This is a genomic window from Desulfosarcina variabilis str. Montpellier, assembly GCF_048565275.1.
Classification (GTDB): domain Bacteria; phylum Desulfobacterota; class Desulfobacteria; order Desulfobacterales; family Desulfosarcinaceae; genus Desulfosarcina; species Desulfosarcina variabilis.
In genome coordinates, this window is record NZ_CP159846.1 from 4,812,303 (window position 1) to 4,830,866 (window position 18,564).

Annotated in this window: 18 protein-coding genes; 12 read left to right on the forward strand and 6 right to left on the reverse strand. The window is 50.4% G+C overall.

Going from position 1 to position 18,564, the window contains the following annotated elements; genetic code table 11:
• Positions 1-49 precede the first annotated feature (49 nt).
• The 3 genes from Dvar_RS21700 to mqnC all read left to right on the forward strand — a co-directional run bounded on the left by Dvar_RS21700 (position 50) and on the right by mqnC (position 3,222).
• Complete coding sequence (locus Dvar_RS21700; protein ID WP_419664042.1) at positions 50-1,132, forward strand: radical SAM protein; 1,083 nt, start codon at positions 50-52, stop codon at positions 1,130-1,132.
• The gene (locus tag Dvar_RS21705; RefSeq protein WP_419664043.1) at positions 1,129-1,920 is read left to right on the forward strand and encodes a menaquinone biosynthesis protein; all 792 of its coding nucleotides are present in this window, start codon (positions 1,129-1,131) and stop codon (positions 1,918-1,920) included. Before Dvar_RS21700 ends, Dvar_RS21705 begins: the two co-directional genes overlap by 4 nt.
• A 168-nt stretch (positions 1,921-2,088) precedes the next feature.
• Positions 2,089-3,222, forward strand: coding sequence for a cyclic dehypoxanthinyl futalosine synthase (mqnC, locus tag Dvar_RS21710; RefSeq protein ID WP_419664044.1), 1,134 nt, complete (start codon positions 2,089-2,091; stop codon positions 3,220-3,222).
• A gap of 35 nt (positions 3,223-3,257) precedes the next feature.
• On the opposite strand, the gene Dvar_RS21715 is transcribed toward mqnC, so the two are convergent.
• The 3 genes from Dvar_RS21715 to recJ all read right to left on the reverse strand — a co-directional run bounded on the left by Dvar_RS21715 (position 3,258) and on the right by recJ (position 6,592).
• Positions 3,258-4,274 (reverse strand): ribonuclease Z, encoded by a 1,017-nt coding sequence (locus tag Dvar_RS21715; RefSeq protein ID WP_419664045.1) that lies wholly within the window; start codon positions 4,272-4,274, stop codon positions 3,258-3,260.
• A gap of 12 nt (positions 4,275-4,286) precedes the next feature.
• Positions 4,287-4,706, reverse strand: coding sequence for a hypothetical protein (locus Dvar_RS21720; protein WP_419664046.1), 420 nt, complete (start codon positions 4,704-4,706; stop codon positions 4,287-4,289).
• 158 nt (positions 4,707-4,864) lie between these two features.
• Positions 4,865-6,592 carry a single-stranded-DNA-specific exonuclease RecJ gene (gene recJ, locus Dvar_RS21725; protein WP_419664047.1) on the reverse strand — a complete coding sequence of 576 codons (1,728 nt, stop codon included), beginning with the start codon at positions 6,590-6,592 and terminating at the stop codon, positions 4,865-4,867.
• Between the two features lie 89 nt (positions 6,593-6,681).
• Between recJ and Dvar_RS21730 the strand changes: the two genes are divergently transcribed.
• From Dvar_RS21730 to Dvar_RS21740, 3 genes are read left to right on the forward strand one after another with little or no spacing between them, the layout of a single operon-like run.
• Complete coding sequence (locus Dvar_RS21730; protein WP_419664048.1) at positions 6,682-6,906, forward strand: DUF4911 domain-containing protein; 225 nt, start codon at positions 6,682-6,684, stop codon at positions 6,904-6,906.
• A 27-nt stretch (positions 6,907-6,933) separates the two neighbouring features.
• Positions 6,934-8,355, forward strand: coding sequence for a tRNA (N6-isopentenyl adenosine(37)-C2)-methylthiotransferase MiaB (miaB, locus tag Dvar_RS21735; RefSeq protein ID WP_419664049.1), 1,422 nt, complete (start codon positions 6,934-6,936; stop codon positions 8,353-8,355).
• 22 nt (positions 8,356-8,377) lie between these two features.
• Positions 8,378-8,842, forward strand: coding sequence for a bifunctional nuclease family protein (locus Dvar_RS21740; RefSeq protein ID WP_419655219.1), 465 nt, complete (start codon positions 8,378-8,380; stop codon positions 8,840-8,842).
• Positions 8,843-8,993: 151 nt separating this feature from the next.
• Here Dvar_RS21740 and Dvar_RS21745 read toward each other — a convergent pair whose 3' ends face one another.
• Positions 8,994-10,193, reverse strand: a complete 1,200-nt coding sequence (locus Dvar_RS21745; RefSeq protein WP_419655220.1) for an aminopeptidase — start codon at positions 10,191-10,193, stop codon at positions 8,994-8,996.
• A 43-nt stretch (positions 10,194-10,236) separates the two neighbouring features.
• On the reverse strand, positions 10,237-10,488 hold the full coding sequence (locus Dvar_RS21750; protein ID WP_419655221.1) for a cytoplasmic protein: 252 nt from the start codon (positions 10,486-10,488) through the stop codon (positions 10,237-10,239).
• Positions 10,489-10,706: 218 nt separating this feature from the next.
• Here Dvar_RS21750 and Dvar_RS21755 point away from each other — a divergent pair, with 218 nt between their 5' ends.
• The 6 genes from Dvar_RS21755 (at position 10,707) to Dvar_RS21780 (ending at position 17,709) form a co-directional block, all read left to right on the forward strand.
• Positions 10,707-11,384, forward strand: a complete 678-nt coding sequence (locus tag Dvar_RS21755; protein WP_419655222.1) for a LysM peptidoglycan-binding domain-containing protein — start codon at positions 10,707-10,709, stop codon at positions 11,382-11,384.
• 56 nt (positions 11,385-11,440) lie between these two features.
• Positions 11,441-11,893: a hypothetical protein gene (locus tag Dvar_RS21760; protein ID WP_419655223.1), complete on the forward strand. Its 453-nt coding sequence runs from the start codon at positions 11,441-11,443 to the stop codon at positions 11,891-11,893.
• Positions 11,894-12,075: 182 nt separating this feature from the next.
• Positions 12,076-12,492 (forward strand): DUF134 domain-containing protein, encoded by a 417-nt coding sequence (locus Dvar_RS21765; RefSeq protein WP_419655224.1) that lies wholly within the window; start codon positions 12,076-12,078, stop codon positions 12,490-12,492.
• Between the two features lie 87 nt (positions 12,493-12,579).
• Complete coding sequence (locus Dvar_RS21770; RefSeq protein WP_419655225.1) at positions 12,580-13,422, forward strand: P-loop NTPase; 843 nt, start codon at positions 12,580-12,582, stop codon at positions 13,420-13,422.
• 345 nt (positions 13,423-13,767) lie between these two features.
• On the forward strand, positions 13,768-16,098 hold the full coding sequence (locus Dvar_RS21775) for a DUF294 nucleotidyltransferase-like domain-containing protein (protein WP_419655226.1): 2,331 nt from the start codon (positions 13,768-13,770) through the stop codon (positions 16,096-16,098).
• A gap of 222 nt (positions 16,099-16,320) precedes the next feature.
• The gene (locus tag Dvar_RS21780) at positions 16,321-17,709 is read left to right on the forward strand and encodes a LuxR C-terminal-related transcriptional regulator (RefSeq protein ID WP_419655227.1); all 1,389 of its coding nucleotides are present in this window, start codon (positions 16,321-16,323) and stop codon (positions 17,707-17,709) included.
• Positions 17,710-17,735: 26 nt separating this feature from the next.
• On the opposite strand, the gene Dvar_RS21785 is transcribed toward Dvar_RS21780, so the two are convergent.
• Complete coding sequence (locus Dvar_RS21785) at positions 17,736-18,512, reverse strand: prepilin peptidase (protein WP_419655228.1); 777 nt, start codon at positions 18,510-18,512, stop codon at positions 17,736-17,738.
• Between the last annotated feature and the right edge of the window lie 52 nt (positions 18,513-18,564).

The window sequence follows — 18,564 nt, forward strand, 5'->3', positions numbered from 1 at the left end:
CTACCGGATTGACCCGTCCAATGCCATTTCCCGACAGGAACCGACTATCATGAATCGCTCTCTTTTTGATGAAGCGCTGGAAAAAGGCGCCCGATGTGAACACTTGTCCGATGAACAGGCCGCTTGCCTGGCCGAATCGATCACGCCTGACCGGCTGCATCGACTGGGCGCCGCTGCCCTGGCCAATCGCCAGCAGCGCTATGGCCGAAAGGCGACCTATGTGTTCAATATCCAGATCAATCCCACCAATATTTGTGGCAGTGGTTGTACATTTTGCAACTATGCCGCCTCAAAACGCGCGCCCCATGCCTATGTGCTGGAGGAAAACGAGATTTTTGAACAGGTGGCCCGCCTGTCCCCCACCGAGGCGCACATTGTGGGGGGATTGAATCAGATCTGGCCGTTCAAGCGCAATCTTGAGCTGGTGCGTGGGTTGCGCAACCGATACGCGAATCTGCACATCAAATCCTATACCGCCGTGGAGATCGACTATTTTGCCAAAACTGCCGGCTTGACCGAATCAGCGGTACTCGATCAACTCAAGGCGGCCGGTATGGATGCCATGCCTGGTGGCGGCGCCGAAATTTTCTCAGAGCGCCTTTACCGGCAACACTGGAAAAACAAGACCAGCCCGGAAAATTGGGTTCGCATTCACCAGTTGGCCCATGGCAAGGGCATTCCCACCAATGCCACCATGCTCTTTGGCTTCGGTGATACCTGGAGCGAGCGCATCCAGCACCTGTTGATATTGCGGCGCGCCCAGGAGCAATCCGGTGGATTCACTTGTTTTATCCCGCTGCCTTTTCAGCCCGGCAAAGGCCATTTCATCGAGCAGGGCCCGACCCCGTTGGAAACACTGGCTGTCCTGGCCATTTCACGCCTGGTGCTGGACAATATCCCGCATTTGAAATCATACTGGCCCATGACCGGTCTGGAAACCGGTGCGGCCGGATTGAGCTGGGGGGCCGATGATATGGACGGCACCATCAGTGAGGAGAAAATTGCGCATTTGGCCGGTGCGGCGACACCGGTGGGCCTGGCTCGCGAAAAAATGGAGGAAACCATCCGGGTTGCCGGATTCATGCCGGTGGAGCGCGATGGTGCGTTTGCCCCACGGAGTGCTGCCGCATGAGTATTCCGGTGGCCATGATTCCGTACACCAATATGGCGCCCTACCGCCAGCTGGGGCCGCCCCCAGGATGTCATTTTGTATCCCTGGTGCCCAGAAAAAGCATTGATGCCCTGCGATCGGGGAAGGTGGTTGCCGCGGCAGTGCCGGTGGGCGGACTGGCCATGCTGGGCGATACCGTGGAGACCGTGGGACGCTTTGGCATTGCCGCCAAGGGGCCATGCATGAGTGTGCTGCTTTTCTCACGCCATCCCTTTGAAGGCATGCATGCCCCGCGGACCCTGCGGGTGACCAGCGAGACGGCTTCTAGCGTGCGATTGCTTTATCTGTTGATGGGCCAGGTTTTTGGATTTGATCGTCTTCCCTATTTGGCGCAGGCGGGGCAGGCGGCCGATGGCGAACTGCTGATTGGTGACCGCGCCCTTGTACGGGGTCAGGTCTTGCAAGCAGATGATCCATATGCGTATGTCACGGATTTGTCCCAAGTGTGGATGCAGTTTAACGGGCGGCCGTTTGTGTTTGCCCGTTGGGTAGTGAAAAAAGATGCGCCGCCTGCGATAAAAGCCGCGATTAACAACTGGCTGGAAACATTTAAAGCAAAAGAATCCACGTTGGTCGAAAGGGCAGTTGCCCCTTGCGCACAGACGTTGGGGCTTTCAGAAGATGTGGCCAGGCGCTATTTTTCTGTGATTCGGCGTTGCCTTGACGCGGAAGATCTACAGGGCCAACAGCTATTTATTGAAAAGATGGAAGGAGTCGGTCAAGGGGAGCTTTTTCAACCTCAACAATGACGGATTCGTAAAAAGTCCGATATCGGCGTTACGCTTCATCCTTCGTCACTGCGGAGTACTAAAAGTACGCCTCATTCCTCAGGATTCGCAAGCCTTGATCTCGGGCTTTTTACGAATCCATCCGAACGGCGACTTTTTACGAGTTTATCAACATGGAATGATGAAATAATGGAGAACCGTTATAGCAAAGCGCAGGCTCTGGAACTTCTCGTTGATACGCCCATGGGCGAGTTGATGAACCTGGCGCATGAAGCGCGCATTCGCCGGTTTGGGAGCCGACCGGTAACCTTTGTGGTCGACACCAACCCCAATTATACGAATGTGTGTGTGACCGGATGCCGTTTCTGTGCGTTTTGTCGCCGGCCGGAGGATACGGATGCGTATCTTTTCAGCCCGCAGGAAATTGCCGGTAAAGTCAAGGCTGCCGCGGCCAAAGGGGCAACCACAGTGCTGCTGCAAGGCGGCCACCATCCCAAGGTCGGGTTGGATGATTGGAAGGCCTATATCCAAGCCATTGGGCAAACCTGTCCAGACGTGCATGTGCATCCATTTAGTCCGGCGGAGATCGCCTTTATGGCCGAAAAGGAGCGTTGCCGCGTTTTTGACGTGCTAAGCGCCCTATGGGATGCCGGTATCCGAACGATTCCCGGCGGCGGGGCGGAAATTCTTAACGAACGGGTAAGGCAAATCATCGCTCCCCATAAGGCCAGCAGCGAAAAATGGTTGCAGGTGTGCGAGACCGCCCATCAGATGGGATTCAAAACCACGGCCACCATGATGTTCGGCCATGTGGAAACCGATGATGATATCATCGAGCATTTGCTTCGGCTGCGAGACCTTCAGGATCGGTCCGGCGGCTTTACCAGCTTTATTCCCTGGTCTTTCAAACCCGGCCAGACCCGTCTTGCTCGGGATGTAAAACAAACCGCCCATCCAGCCCGCTATGTGCGGATTATTGCCGTGGCGCGGCTGGTGCTGGACAATTTCGAGCATATTCAATCGTCCTGGTTTTCGGAAAACATTTCGGCCGGTCAATTGGGACTTCTCGCCGGTGCCGATGATTTTGGCGGCGTACTGGTCGAAGAGCATGTCCACAAAGAGGCCGGGCACGACCGGCAGGCCACCGTGGATAATGTGATTACCATTATCCGGCGGGCTGGCTTTACGCCGGCCAGACGCGATTCATTGTATGAGATAAAGGAAACGTTCTCGGCACCGGACTTGCCGGGTACCGCTACCGAGTCAATCCCCAGCTTGCATAAAAAAGATGGAGAAAATATCGAAAACAGTTATGGGCTCTGAAAGTCCTCTGACTTTTGCAACGCTGGGGTCAATTCTTAAGAACCATTCTCCTGACCGGTAAACGCGGCCTGAGCCTCATTTTCCAGCAGCTGCGGACAATCCGTATAGCGGGGTGAGTAGTGAAACAGGTGATACTGCCTCGCTTTGCAGGCACGGGCCAGTTCTCCGGCCTGGCGGGCGGTGAGGTGATGCTTTTCAAGGGCGATCTCGTGATCTGAATGAGAAAAAGCGGCTTCTACGAACAACATGTCCGCACCACTTGCCAGGGCGATGATTTTTTGGATGTTGTCAGGCGTTGCGGCCGTATCGGCAATATAGGCGATGCGCTGTCCGGGGCGGATGCGCGCAATGGTGGATTGCAGTTTTCCCAGAGGCAGGCGGATCAACGGTTTTCCCACCGCTGCGGATGGAATGTCGATCACGGTGTCTGAATCGGCACCATCGTAAATCAGGGCCTTGAAGCGGGTCAGCCACGGGCCGGGGCAAAGCCCCATGGCATCCAGGCTTTCCTTGATAATGTTGACGTGAAAGCGTTCTTCCAGAGAAAAGGCCAAGACCGGTGTGCCGTGATCGAGATGAACGGCCCGTACCATCAGTTCCGGATCACTCACCACGGTCCCGTCAAACGGCTGCTGCCGGATTTCCCCGCGGGCTGAAAAACCCTTGTGGCAAGGGAAACAGCCGTATAAACGGTGATTGGGATGCAGTTCGGTCACATGCAGGGTAAAGCGGTTGCGATAGTTTTTCACCAGATTCCAGCAATAACCGGCTAGTTTCCCGGCCATATTCGACAAAAAGCCCTGTGGGCCGAAAACGTAAAGGTCCTTGTCCCGGCCAAGCAAAAGACGCAGCACGTGATCGAATCCAATGAAATGATCCATGTGCGTGTGGGTAATAAAAATGTGGGAAATCTTGAGAATATCTCGAGCCGACAAGGCGCTGATATCACCCGCATCAAAAAGCAGCGCCCGGTTTTGGTAACGGAAGGGGACAAAAAGAGCCGGATCATCGAAGGGACCGTTGACCAGTCGGGGTAAAAAACGTGATCCCATCAAGGCCCCTTGTTAGGGCAGGAGCTTGGCGACCTGCTTGTGAATACACATGTAAATATCCGTGTCTGAACCATAGATATCCACAACCGATTTGTGATCGATCAGTTTCTCAATCACGAAGGCCGTACAGTACAGACTGACCACGTTGGGCTGCTGGACCAGATTACGAAATGGCGCAATCATGTAATCCACGTCAAACTCATCCGCGTGGCACAGGGTCTCCAGGCAATTCTGGATCTGTTCCTCGAGTGCGTTCTTGCTGTTTGTTTCCACCAGTTTTTCTTCCACCAGTTTCATGGCAATGGGATTGGCGAACTTGGCCGGATCTTCCCTGACCGTGTTGATAGCGGTCCGCCGGGCGTGTTCCTTTGATGATTCTATTTTGGATAGAATGCTGGATTCACGGTTGCTGGGTCTGAAAACTTTTGCCATGATCGATCACCTGTCGTTATTGGATTGTTCATCTACATACACTGGCTCTTTATAGAAAGATGACCGGACCAATGCAAGCAAAAAAGAGTAATCCGATGATTTAAATCAGGGGGTTTGAAACCACTGCGGATGGGGGTGCAAAATGCCTCCTTCAAAACTCAGGCGGTTGACTGGGTATCCTCAATCACCAGTTGCAGGGTTTTACGGCCATTCCAATAGTTCCACTGGGGACGGAAGGCGATTTTCTCAAAATGACTGGGCGCTGCTGACAAATCATGGTTCACATTAAACTGGATGGCATTAACGGACCCATGGCGGCCTTGACCGCTTTGCAGGACCATCTGTCGGTGTCGTCCACCCACTGTTTTGCAATGCATGACGCGCACGTCCGTGTCCATGAAAAGCGGAGCGGGGTTGCCTTGACCAAAGGGGCCCAGACGCTCCAGACTTTCCATCAACGCCGGGCTCAGCTGGGAAAGCGGCAGGGGGGCATCAATGTGAAGCGTGGGGCTGGGTGGTGTGCCTGCGGTCAACTGCTTAACGGCGGTTTCCAGGCGAACCCGAAAATCATCGATGTTGGCTGTAGGAAGGACCAGCCCTGCAGCTAATGGGTGGCCGCCGAAGCGATCCAGCAAGTCCGCACAACGATCAAGCGCCAAGGTTAAATCAATGGGGGCGACACTGCGGGCGGACCCCTTGCCAATCCCGTTACGAGTGCTGATGACCACCGCAGGACAATGGAACTGCCGTATCAGCCGTGCGGCCACAATTCCCAAAATGCCCTCGTGCCAGCCATCGCCGTCCACCACCAGTGCCGATGGCCCGGTTGGTGGAACGGTCTGGTGGATGCGCTCGAGGATGGATTCCAAAAGCTCGGATTCCATGGACTGGCGCCGGTTGTTGAGTCTGCACAGCACGGATGCCAGGCGCTCGGCTCTTTTGTTATTGTCGGTAAGCAATAGTTCGCAGGCCATGCGTGCATGAACCAGACGGCCAGCAGCATTGATGCGCGGTGCCAGTCTGAAGGCAATCGCCTCAGCATCAACCGGTTGGGGCGATGCACTGCTCATTTTTATGAGCGCTTTGATGCCCGGGCGCTGGCCACGGTTGATCTGATCGATCCCCGCAGTTGTCAATGTGCGGTTTTCCTTGACCAGGGGAACGACATCGGCAACGGTTCCGATGGCGACCAGGTCGCACAACTGTTTCAGATTGGGCTGTGGGCGGTTTTTCCAGAACCCCTTTTCCCTTAAGTGGGTCCGCAGGGCAATAATCAGGTAATAGGCCACGCCCACACCGGCCAGATGGGATAGCTCTGCCGGACAGTCGGGCCGGGTTGGATTGACCACAGCAAGGGCGTCCGGAGGGAACGGGTCTGCACGATGGTGGTCCGTGATGATTGTGTCGATGCCGAGTTGGCGTGCCTGGCAGACCGCAGCGCTGCTGCTCGATCCACAGTCGGCGGTAATGATCAGGCGGGTGCCGGCCGGCTTTGCCTGGGTGTTGATAAAGTCCACCCCCATCCCGTACCCATCGGTCATGCGGTAGGGAATGGCGTAGCTGACCCGGGCACCACACTGCCTCAGGAAGGTCACCAGCACGGCGGTGGCGGTAACCCCGTCGGCATCATAATCCCCGAATACCAGAATCTTTTCGCCATGGTCAATGGCCTGGCTGATGCGCTGCACGGCGATTTTGATATCAGCCATGGCGGATGGCGCCGTCAGATGTCCAAATGAGGGATTGAGGAAGCGTTTGGCTTGGGATATAGAGGTGATGTTACGAATGGCCAAAAGCCTTGCCAATAGCGGGTCACATTGGAGTTGGCCGGAAAGGGACTTGACGATCCGTGGATCAGGATTGAGAATCTGCCATTGTTTTTCCATGCAAGGGGCATATCTTATCCATTAAAAAGGAACAAGACCGAATCGATGATTCGGGCCTTGTCAGGGCCTGCAATCAAGTGGTAGGTGGCATGAAATCAACACTGCAATACTACCGGGTAAACCGAAGACAGATCAGTTTCATCAAATTCATTCTTGAAGCCTACGACAACATGGCCGTGGTGACGACACTGGAACCTCATCAGGCCATTGTCCAGGTGACCATGGCCCCGGGATGTGAGACGGTGATACAACGCGTATTGGATGCATTTTGCCATGAATTTGAAGTGGTCGCCATTGATCGGCCGGCCATTTGACCATAACGAAGGATCAAAAAGTTAGCAATGAACACAAAAAAGCTCCACATCAGTACCATCGGATGCCAGATGAACGTCTATGATGCCAATCAGATTGCCGGTGTTTTGGCGCCGCTGGGGTACAGCCTTACCCAAGACATCGATACGGCGGATATGGTGGTGGTGAACACCTGCACAATCCGCGAAAAAGCTGAACAAAAGGCGTTCAGCGCCCTGGGGCGTCTGGCCAAGATAAAACTCGCCAACCCATCGCTGATTGTGGCGGTGGGGGGATGTGTGGCCCAGCAGGAAGGCCAGGCCATCGTCAAACGCATGCCCCATGTGGATCTGGTGTTCGGTACGCATGCGATTTTTCGCCTGCCCGAGATGGTCCGTCGGATCGAATCCACCCGCTGTCGGATCGTGGATGTGCGCCTTTCCGATACCATCGAGAATGATACCGTGGTGGTGGGACCATTGGACACCGGGCAGATATCCGCCTTTGTGACCATTATGCGTGGATGTGACAACTACTGCACCTACTGCGTGGTCCCCCACGTCCGGGGCCGGGAAGCCAGCCGCCATCCCGATCGGATTGTCCAGGAGATTCGTATGCTGGTCGGGCAGGGTATCCGGGAGGTGACCCTTTTGGGTCAGAATGTCAACAGTTACGGAAACAAGGAGGCATTGTGCAGTTTCGCTGAATTGTTGGCGCGGGTGAATGAAATTGAGGGATTGGGTCGTATCCGCTTTACCACTTCCCATCCCAAAGATCTGTCCGAAGCCTTGATTCAGGCCTTTGGCTCTCTGGAAAAGCTGTGCCATCATATTCATCTGCCCGTACAGTCCGGCGACGATTTGATTTTGAAGCGCATGAATCGCCGATACACCCGCCGCGATTACCTGAAAAAAGTTCAGCGTCTGAGAACGGTGTGTCCGGGCATTTCCATTACCTCGGATTTCATTGTCGGTTTTCCCGGTGAAACGGATCGCCAGTTCCAGGCCACGTTGGACCTGATCAAAACAGTTGGCTACGATGGTCTGTTCGCTTTTATGTATTCGGATCGGCCCTTAGCCCCGGCTACCGCTTTTTCCAATAAAATCAGCGATGCTGTCAAAAAAGAGCGGCTCCAGACACTGCTCGATGTTCAACGGCAGATTACCGAAAAGCGTCACCAGAAAATGGTTGGCAAGGTTCAAACCGTGCTGGTTGAAGGACCCAGTCGCAGCATTGATACCGGGCAGGCATTGGCCACCGCCCCCCAGACCCGGTGGTCGGGTCGCTCTTCCTCCAACCATATCATCCATTTCACGGCGCCAGATATACTACTGAAAAAGAAACAATGGTTGACAGGTGCTTTTGTGGATATCATGATAGAAGGAGCTTATGCCCACTCTCTGTGGGGGCGCATGCTGAATGAACCAAACGGTGAACCATCCAGTAAAGGAGACACAATCGTTGCTGCATAAGGTAAACATCGCGGGACTAGCCATGGACCCAGCCTCAAATACGCCCATTATTCTGCTCAAAACAGAAGAAGGGGATGAAACCTTGCCGATTTGGATCGGACTTTTGGAGGCCACCTCGATTGCATCGGCCTTGCAGAATATCCAATTTGACCGGCCAATGACCCACGACCTGTTTAAAAATCTGACGCAACTGCTCAATATTCAGATCGATCGTATTGATATTTGTGACCTTCGAGACAACACTTTTTTTGCGGAAATCCACTTTGCTGCCGATGACCGTTCGTTTACCATGGACGCACGCCCCAGTGACGCCATTGCGCTCGCATTGCGTTTCAAAGCCCCGATTTTTGTGGATGACCGGGTGATGGAAAAGTCGCGTCTGGGAAAAGACAGCGGCGAAGCGCTTGACGACAGCGAGGAAGGTAAAAAGTGGGCTGAATACCTTGAGAAGCTTGATCCCGAGGATTTTGGAAAGTATAAAGTCTGATCCGATCCCGCCATTTCATTTTTAAAACGATGACGGCCCGGTAACCTGTTGCCGGGCTATTTGCGTGTCTACGTATCAAACAAAACGCTTTCTGGATGGTAGCTAATTAATATATATAGTGGTTTTAGATTGGAATAAATACCATATCGTGTTAATACGTAAAACAACCGTTTTCATAAATCGTTGTCCGGCGGCCATGGGTAAGGTGGGCGACCACACGCTTTTTCTCCGTGTTGACCAGGTCCCAGTGCAGCGCTGAATCGTTGAACCCCAACTGAACCTTTTTGGCTCGGGTAAGCGATTGAATATCTCCGTCATAGGTATCGGCATAGCTGGCACCCAAGGCGATATGGCAATTTCCCCATCGCCCGCCGTAATTTTCATCAAACAGGGTGTTGGCCATATATTGATTGATCTTTGAAAAGCGTTTATCGGTCAGGGAAAACTCACCCAATCGCGCTGCACCGCGGTCCATTTTCATCTGTTTGGTCACGAAATCGACACCCATGTCAGCGGCAACGTCTACAGCGGTGCCTTTTCTGAATGTCAGGCGGATACCCTTGACCAGGTTCCCACTGCGATAGGACGGCTGGTCAGCAAAATAATGGCCATTGGTGCCACGCCAGTCGGGTGAGAGAAACAATTCAAAACTGGGGATATTGTGTCCCGAAATGCCGATCCATTTCCTCTGTTCACCTGGTGTGACGGTAAGATCGATATTTTCGGATTCAATATGAAAATAGTTGACCTGCAGGCTGTTGAGCCAGCGTTTAATGGCGGCTGCGTTTTTAAATACCGATTTCCATTGATCCACTGGATTTTTACGGTTGAGGTAGCATGCGTTGACAATCTGTTTAGTGTATTCGGTATCGGACAGCCCGGCATGGCGGGCCAGTTCGGCGGTTGGAAGCATACACAGGGTCCAACTGAAGAGGCCGGCTTGTTCCCGATCTTCAAGAATATCCCGCAAAAATTTTTTGGAAAGGGTAAATCGAGAGATTTTTTTCGGGTCGATCGTGCCAAGATGGGTGATGGAGGCTGGCGCATGGAGAAAAATGGACCCGTTTAAATGTCGGTACAGATCCTCCTCACCCGGTGGATCAAAGACAAGCTGCAGTCGGTTGGCCAGACGGAAAAAATTTTTTTCCATTTCAGGCGTTGGGCTCATCCGTCGAATGGGATTCATACCCATTTCAAGCAATCGGGCTTCAAGGATTTCAGCCAATCGAATCGCATCGATGTTGAACCGTACCAGGACGATGTCACCTTTTTTAAACGGTTTGCTTCTTGCTGTGCGAAGTCCCCAAATCAAGACATCGGCGTAGCGCTTAAGTTGTGTTTCTTTAAGCATCGTTGTCTCCGAACGGTTCGAAAAGCGGTTGGCAGCGGCTTGATCAATGCTCGTCCTTCATAAAATATCGGTGATATTCAGGTTCTGTGAGATGCTTTTTCAAAAGACTGGAAATCAGATCAAATATGGCTTCGCGATCCTGGCTTGTCAGTCGTTTGCGTAAATGCTGCATCAGTTGATCATCAGAAAATTTCTGTAGGTAGTATATGACAGTATCCATGTCGGACTCGGCATTGAGGCCAAAGCCGATGAATCCGTCGAATTCTTCGATGAAACGATGTGAATGGTTGGCCATCGGTGTTCCCTGTAAAATTGGATAATAATAATTAAGACATTGGCGCAGACACTGTTGTGCGCACAATAGTGGAAAAGGTCGATCAGGTCAATATGAGGTCAAACAATCTACATGGGGGGTTGAAGTCAATTGGCCTTTTGGTTTATAGAGATTTAAATTCATTGGGCATTTTCTAAAATTTCACGATAGCGTCAATAGGTGCTTGCGGAGGAATGGCAATGAAATGGAAGGATAGTGGTGAGAGTAACGGCGACCATCCTGAAGAGAGTCATGCGTATTACGAAGATGATGGCTACCCATCCTTGAAAGACAATCAAACGAAAAGAAATGGTTTATTATCGGGTGTACCGCTGCGCTATATTTTTTGGGGGCTTGGCATCGCCGTTGTCATTTTTTTGATTCTGGAACTCGGTTCGGTTCTCAACGGTCAAGCGGATCAGGCCCGTATCGCCGATCTTGAAAAGAAAATCGAACAGCTCGAACAAAAGCTCCAGAAAGTCGACGGCGTGGATGAAAAAGTGACGCGGATTTGGGAACAGGCCAAATCTTTTGAAACATTTAAAACACGTTTCGATCGCGCTGAAGCGTCCACGTCTTTGCGAATGGATCATCTTGCCATGAGCTTGGACGCCCTGCAAAAAAAATCCAATGAAACCATTGAGCAACTGGGCAAGTTGGAAAAAGAGGCCAAGCAACAGGAACTGGCAAGGCGCCGGACGCCTGCCAAAAAGCAGACGACGACCAAAACCCATACCGTGGCCAAAGGCGATACGCTTTACAGTCTTGGCCGGAAATATGATATATCGATAGAAGAACTCAGAACGCTGAACAGGCTTCCCAAAGGGGCGGTTCTCAATGTGGGGCAGGTTTTGATCGTCAGTGGATCCGGCGATTAACGGCTGCTTCCGGCTTATGGAAACCACACCAACTCAATAGAGAGACAATCCAGATTATGAATGATTATTTTTCTCGCTTTAAAAATGCGCCGGCAAGTTTTAAGAAAAGTTTTTTCATGTTGGTTGGTGCTTGGTGTTGCCATCCCCTTTTTACCTATTCCCTTTTTAGGGAGGGGGCGATGGTTGAGGGGACTTCCAACAACATCATGAAAATGGCGGTGGTCAGTCTGTGTTTGTGTGTGCTTCTTTTTTCGATAAAAAAATGGGCACGGGCGCTGGTTATCGTCGGCAATACGTTTATTGTTGTCTATGACCTGTTCTGGCTTCTGATTGTCCCCACCAATAAGCTGTCCACGGCGTTATGCGTGATGGTGGTTCTCTTTACGCTGGTTGGCACGCTTTGGCTACTGAGCAAAGATGCCCGTGAATATTACAACCAGCTCAACCCGAAAAGTGAACCGGCGGACCCCTCAGGTCCGAGTAACCGTTTGCAGCGGCCACCAAAATAATTTTAATGGCGACTGCCATTTAAGACCAAAGGGTTCAATTACACGATTTCAGTACCAGATATTATCCATGATGAAAGACTGAACGACAAAATGGTAATCTCCGCAGATGATAAATTGACTTGACATTCTAAGGCGGAAAGAATAACAGCTCTTTAACGAGCATATGCTATAATGGAGGGCTCATGGGCAGACCCAGAAAAGATCGACTCGTGGCATTTAATCCTAAAATAAGCTATTTCAAACCAAGGGGAATTCCCATGGTTGACCTTAGCGAAGTACATCTTACTGTAGATGAACGGGAAGCGCTCAGGTTGGCAGATTTGGATGGGTTATCGCACGAGGATTCCGGTCAATGTATGGGCGTTTCGCGGGCGACCTTTGGTCGGATACTCCACAAGGCAAGGCAGACGGTTGCCGATGCACTAATCAATGGGAAGGCCATCAAAGTTGATGGTGGCAATTATAAAATGATAGAGGAAACACGCCGGTTTTCATGCCGAAAATGCCAGCATCAGTGGGATGAACCACTGGGAACGGGTCGGCCTGGAGTCTGCCCTGCTTGCGGACAGGATGATTTTTACCGTTTTTTGGATGGATAAAAAATACCACACCGCCACAAGGATCCTTTGTGGGACAGTGCCATGAATGACGGAAGTTGAAGACTCGGCCTGATTTGGAGGAAAACGATGGTACAGATTCAAGGTAGTATGGATGATGCAAAAAAACAGGCCAACCCCCAGGCCGAAAGGGAGAACGCGCTCAAAGATGTACTCGGGCGTATCAAGCATAAATTCATCATCATGAGTGGCAAAGGCGGTGTGGGAAAAACCAGCACATCTGTCAATCTTTCTTTGGCCCTGGCCAGCCTGGGACACAAGGTGGGCATCATGGATGTTGACCTGCATGGCCCTGATGTTCCCAGAATGCTTGGTTTATCCGGAATGCTGGATCTTAACAACAATCGCAAACTTCGTCCCATGCCGTATTCAGATAATCTGAGTGCGGTTTCCATTGAATCACTGACGCCGACCAAGGACGATGCCATCATATGGCGCGGTCCGGTCAAGTACTCGGCGATCCAGCAATTTATCGCCGATGTGGAATGGGGGGATCTTGATTTTTTGCTGATTGACGCGCCTCCAGGAACCGGAGACGAGCCCTTGACCGTCGCTCAAACCATCAATGATGCCAAAGCGATTATTGTGACCACTCCCCAGGAGGTCTCTTTGGCTGATGTCAGAAAATCGATCAACTTTTGCAAAGTTGTCAAAATGGAAATATTCGGCTTGATCGAAAACATGAGCGGATTTGCCTGCCCCCACTGTCAGACGGTTATCGATCTTTTTGGTTCCGGCGGCGGAGAAAAAACAGCCATTGCTTCGGGAATCCCTTTTCTTGGGAAAATACCTTTTGATCAGCAGATGGTGGTTTGCGGCGATGCGGGTGTTTCCTACCAAAAAGAGCACAGCGACTCTCCGGTCAGCGAAGCGTTCAAAACCGTGGCCAGCAAAATGGCCGAGTTGCTGTAAAGGGATCATTAGTACCGTTCATTCGCTTTGAAATTGGTTTTTGTTGCCGTCTTCTTTGTCAGACGGCAACAAAAACACACTATCCTTTTAGTTCTTTAAATTTTTCGATAGGGCTTCACCAGCTGATATAATTCCCTCTTTTTTCTGGTTGGCTTCCTTAATAATAGAAAAGAAATTCCAAATGCAGCTGCCCTGGGGTGCGTTGATCCCAACGTTGACATTGCATGGGGATGATGGTTTAATCGCTTTGCCGTTGAACGGCGATCAAGGCCGTCTTATTCACCGTTCGGACGTGATTTAGAGTCCTCCCCGTAACACGTTGGTGGTTTCTACAAGGAAGACCCAATGGAACAAGGCATATCCCGTTTCCTGTCGACAATGCCCCATTTCTCATTTCTCACCAAAGACGAATTGGATTTAGTGGTCGCTGGTGCAACACTGGTGCACCTGCCGAAAGGGCATTCGGTTTCCGTCCAGGGAAAAACAAAGATAGAAAATGTCCTCGTGATTATGAAAGGTCAGCTGTCACTGTATCAGGAACACCATAAACGCCAGGAGCTGACCGGATACATCAAAAAAGAAGAAGTGTTCGGCGGAATATCGGTCATGCTCAACGCCGGCCTGTCGCTACGGACGACAAAGGTGGATACGGATGTGGACGCGATCTCCATTCCTAGTACGATCATTATGGATGTGTGTGCCAGGAACAAGTCCTTTTATGAATATTTTCTGGATAATTTCAGCCATAATATTTTCGACGAACACTTAGACGAGATTACCCGAACCGGCCAAGCCCGTCTGTTTTTATCCGGTATCGATCCATTCACCTTTTTGCCGGAAGACGAGATTGAACGAACAGCAAAACAACTGTCACGCGCATCGTTTCCCAAGGGAGCGGTTTTGTTTGTACAAGGCAGGACAAGGCTTGGATACTTGTATATCCTGCAAAAAGGTGCCGCAGAACGGTATTTTGAAGAAAATGGCGAAAAAACCATGCGGGGAATGTTATCCGAAGGGGATCTTTATGGCGGTATTTCCATACTGCTCAATGGCGGTATCTCCGTGCGCACCATGGAAGTGGTTGAAGACTCCACTTTTTGTCTGCTTCCCAGTGAGTGGTTTTTAAACCTTTGCAATAAGTACAGTGCATTTTCGGATTTTTTTTCCGATACGTTCGGAAAGCGGATGCTAAGCCGATCCTATGCGGCGATAATCGCCAAAACCCTTCACCCAAAAGATGACAGCCTGCAGTTTTTCAATCAGCCGCTATCCCAAATTTACTCACGGGATCCGGTATTTTGTGACGCCGAGATGTCCATTCGGGATACCGCCAGCGCCATGGCACGCCAAAAAAGCAGCTATGCCTTTATCCGTACATCAGGATCACGCCAAGTAGGGATCGTTACCGAAAAGGACTTTGCCCGCAAGGTCATTGCAAGGGGCTATCCCATTGATAAACCGGTTTCCACGATCATGTCTGCACCCCTGCGCAGCGTATCCGACAAAGCCCTGGTATTCGAAGCCATGATGACCATGATGGAAGCGGATTTCCAGCATGTGGGGGTTATTGATGCCAACGATAATGTCATTGGCATGTTGTCCAATAAAGACATATTGGCCTACCAGGGGCAATCGCCATTATTTTTGTTGCGCGAAATCCAGATGGCGCCGGATATGCATCAGATTGTTGAAAAGCATGAAAAATTACCCGGGCTGGTACGGAGTTTGATCCATAGCGGCGCCACGGCAAAAAATGTGACTCGTTTTATCACGACGGTGTCCGATACGATACTAAACAAGCTGATGTCCATGACTCTGGATGAGATGGGTCCGCCGCCGGTACCATTCGTATTCATGATTATGGGAAGTGAAGGACGCCAGGAACAGACGCTAAAGACCGATCAGGATAATGCCATTGTCTACGAGGACCCCCAAACGGATGTTGCCACGGCGGTCAACACTTATTTTTTAACATTTGGCGAAATGGCCTGCGATTTTTTAAATCAGGCGGGCTATGATTTTTGCACCGGTGGGGTAATGGCCAAAAATCCCAAATGGTGCCAACCGCTATCCAAATGGAAGGCTTATTTTAGCGATTGGATCCATGCTGCAGAAGCCGAGGATTTGCTGCAGGCGAGTATTTTTTTTGATTTTCGCCACGGATTTGGCGATGCATCCTTGATTGATCAACTACGTCGTCATTTGTTTGGTTCCCTTAAAGGATGGTCTGGTTTTTTTAGACATTTGACTGAAAATGCGCTTCATTTTAAACCCCCAATCGGTTTCTTCCGCAATTTTGTGGTTGAATCAAAAGGACGGCATCGCAACGCATTTGATGTGAAAAGTGCCATGACACCCATTGTTGATTTCGCGCGGGTGTATGCCTTGAAAAATTCCATTGCCGAGACCAACACACTGGAACGCTTGAACCAACTTCGCATTCGAAAGATCATCTCCCAGCAGGAATACGAAGAGCTGGAAAAAGCCTATAGTTTTCTCATGCAGCTGCGTTTCGTCAGGCAAATCACGGCAATCATGGACGACAATCATCGGCCCGATAACTATATCAATCCCAAAAAACTGACTCGAATTGAACAGACCATGCTAAAAGAAATCTTCAAACGGGTAGAGAAATTTCAGGCTAAAATGAATTTTGATTTTATCGGAATTGCATAAATTGTTATCATTTTTTCTTGGATTTTTGTTTAACTTAGGGTTCCCTAAGAGCCTGTTTGAGAATTATGGATCAGGCCCGATAACAAGGCGGAAAGTGACTCGAAAGCGGAGCATATATGTAATATGTGAGCATTTTGAGTCACTTTCCAATGCCGTTAGCGGGCCTTAGACGGATTTATCAAACAGGCTCTAATGCCCAAAAAAGACCCACGGTTAAGAACAATGCCTCACAACCTGCTGATCAGGGACGATATGGGTGCAGAAAAAAAAACATCGCGGGATGTCTTAATAGAGAATATGCTAAGACTTGAAGAAGAAAAAAAGAAATTGTTGGAATTGGTAGAAAAAAAACAGGCGGAATACGATACACTTTACAAACTGACCCGCCGTATCGCCGATAACGCACCGGATATGATCTGGGCCAAAGATATGAATAACCGCTACCTGTTTGCCAATCGGGCCCTATGTTCCAGATTGTTGATGTGCAAAAGCACCGGTGCTGTAGTGGGAAAGAACGATGTCTATTTTGCTGAACTTGAGCGATCAAATGGTCAACGCCACACTTTTGGTGAAGTATGTGAAAATTCAGATGATATTGTGAAAACCAAAAAAAAGGCCATGCGATTCGTCGAGGATGGATTGGTTCGCGGTCAGTATTTGGTATTGGATGTCCACAAGGCGCCGCTTTTGGATGAAAAGGGGAAAATTGTGGGTACGGTTGGCTGCGGGCGGGATATCACCCGCGAACGTGAGATTCAAAAAGATCTTGCTAAAAGCCGTGTCAGCCAGCAATTGCTGATGGATACCACCTTGAATTTTGCGGTCTTCAGACTGCAGTTGATCAACCAGCGTTCCAGAGACGTAAAAGTGATTTTTGTCAGCCCATCGGCTTATGATATCGCCGGCATCAATTTTCTCCAACCGTTGCAGCGTTGGTTTCAGGTCCATCCGGATGACCGCCAGGTACTGCGCCAGGCTTACGTCAATGGCCTTACCACCTTAACATTCAATCATCGTTTTCGGTTTTTTCATCCGAATCTTTCCCAGTGGCGCTGGTTACAAGTCATCGCTACCTGCATACAAGGGGAAAAGGACAGATATATCAATGGGGTCTTTTTTGATGCCACCGACCAGATGAAAAGCAATGAGGCCTTGGTGGCAAAAGAGCGTGAGCTGGAAACACGAACCGACAATCTGTCTGAAGTCAATACCGCACTCAAAGTGCTTTTAAAAAAACGCGATGAGGACCGCAAGGCCCTTGAAGAAAAGGTGCTAAACAATGTTAAATCATTGATTCGGCCCTATTTAATCAAAATGAAGCGGCTTGGTATGGACGCCAGACAAAAAGCTTACCTTGAAATATTAGAATCCAATCTTGAAGAGATCGTTTCTCCTTTAAGTCGTAAGCTTTCCTATGATTATTTAGGGTTCACGCCCACTGAAATCAAGGTCGCCACCATGGTCAAGCAAGGCAAAAAAGCCCAGGAAATTGCCCGGTTACTGGGAATCTCGACCCGTACTGTTGAAGGGTACCGGTATTCCATTCGTGAGCGTTTGGGCATAAAGGGCAAAAAGGTCAATTTACGCACCTATCTGCTTTCCATTCAATAAATAATTTAGCCATTTCTGGATGGGCACTACCTAAGCAGGTGGATGTACCAACGGATAATGGCTGTACCAAAAAATAGATAGAGGATTCCGCCCAATGCCAAAAAAGGGCCAAAGGGAATCGCCAGCCGCATGCCTTTGGACGACTTGATCATTGTCGCCAAACCGACCACCGTGCCAACAGCCGATGCCGCAAAAATGGTGAACAGGATCCCTTCCCAACCCATGACGGCGCCCATCATGGCCAGCAGCTTGATATCTCCACCGCCCATGCCGTCTCTTCCGGTAATTGCGTGATAAATCCAGGCCACGCTAAAAAGACAGCCGCCGCCAACCAGGATGCCAATGATGCTGTCAAGCCAGCTGATTGTAGGGATGGCAAAGGAAAAGAGAAAAAAAACGGGAATTCCAGGCAGGGTAATGACATCCGGAATAATTCTGTGGTCAAGGTCAATGAAGGTTACCACAATCAAGGTGGCGATGAAGAAAAAATTCAGCACCCCATGCAGGGTCGGGCCAAAAGCCACCATGCAGGCCACCGCGAGAATTCCGGTTAGGAACTCAACAAAGGGATAGCGAAGGGCAATCGGCGCCTTGCAATGGCGACATTTTCCCATCAGCACGAGGTAGCTGACAATGGGAATGTTGTCATAAAAAGAAATCATTGTCTTACAATGGGGACAGCTTGATCCTGGATGGACGATGGACACCGCAGCCGGTATGCGATAAATGCAAACATTTAAAAAACTGCCGATACAAGCACCGAAAATAAATGCCAATACATTTAGTGGAAGGGATGACGTCATAGTGGTTATCGTTTTTTTCTATTGGTCGGGTTGACCCAAATGGGTTGTGAAT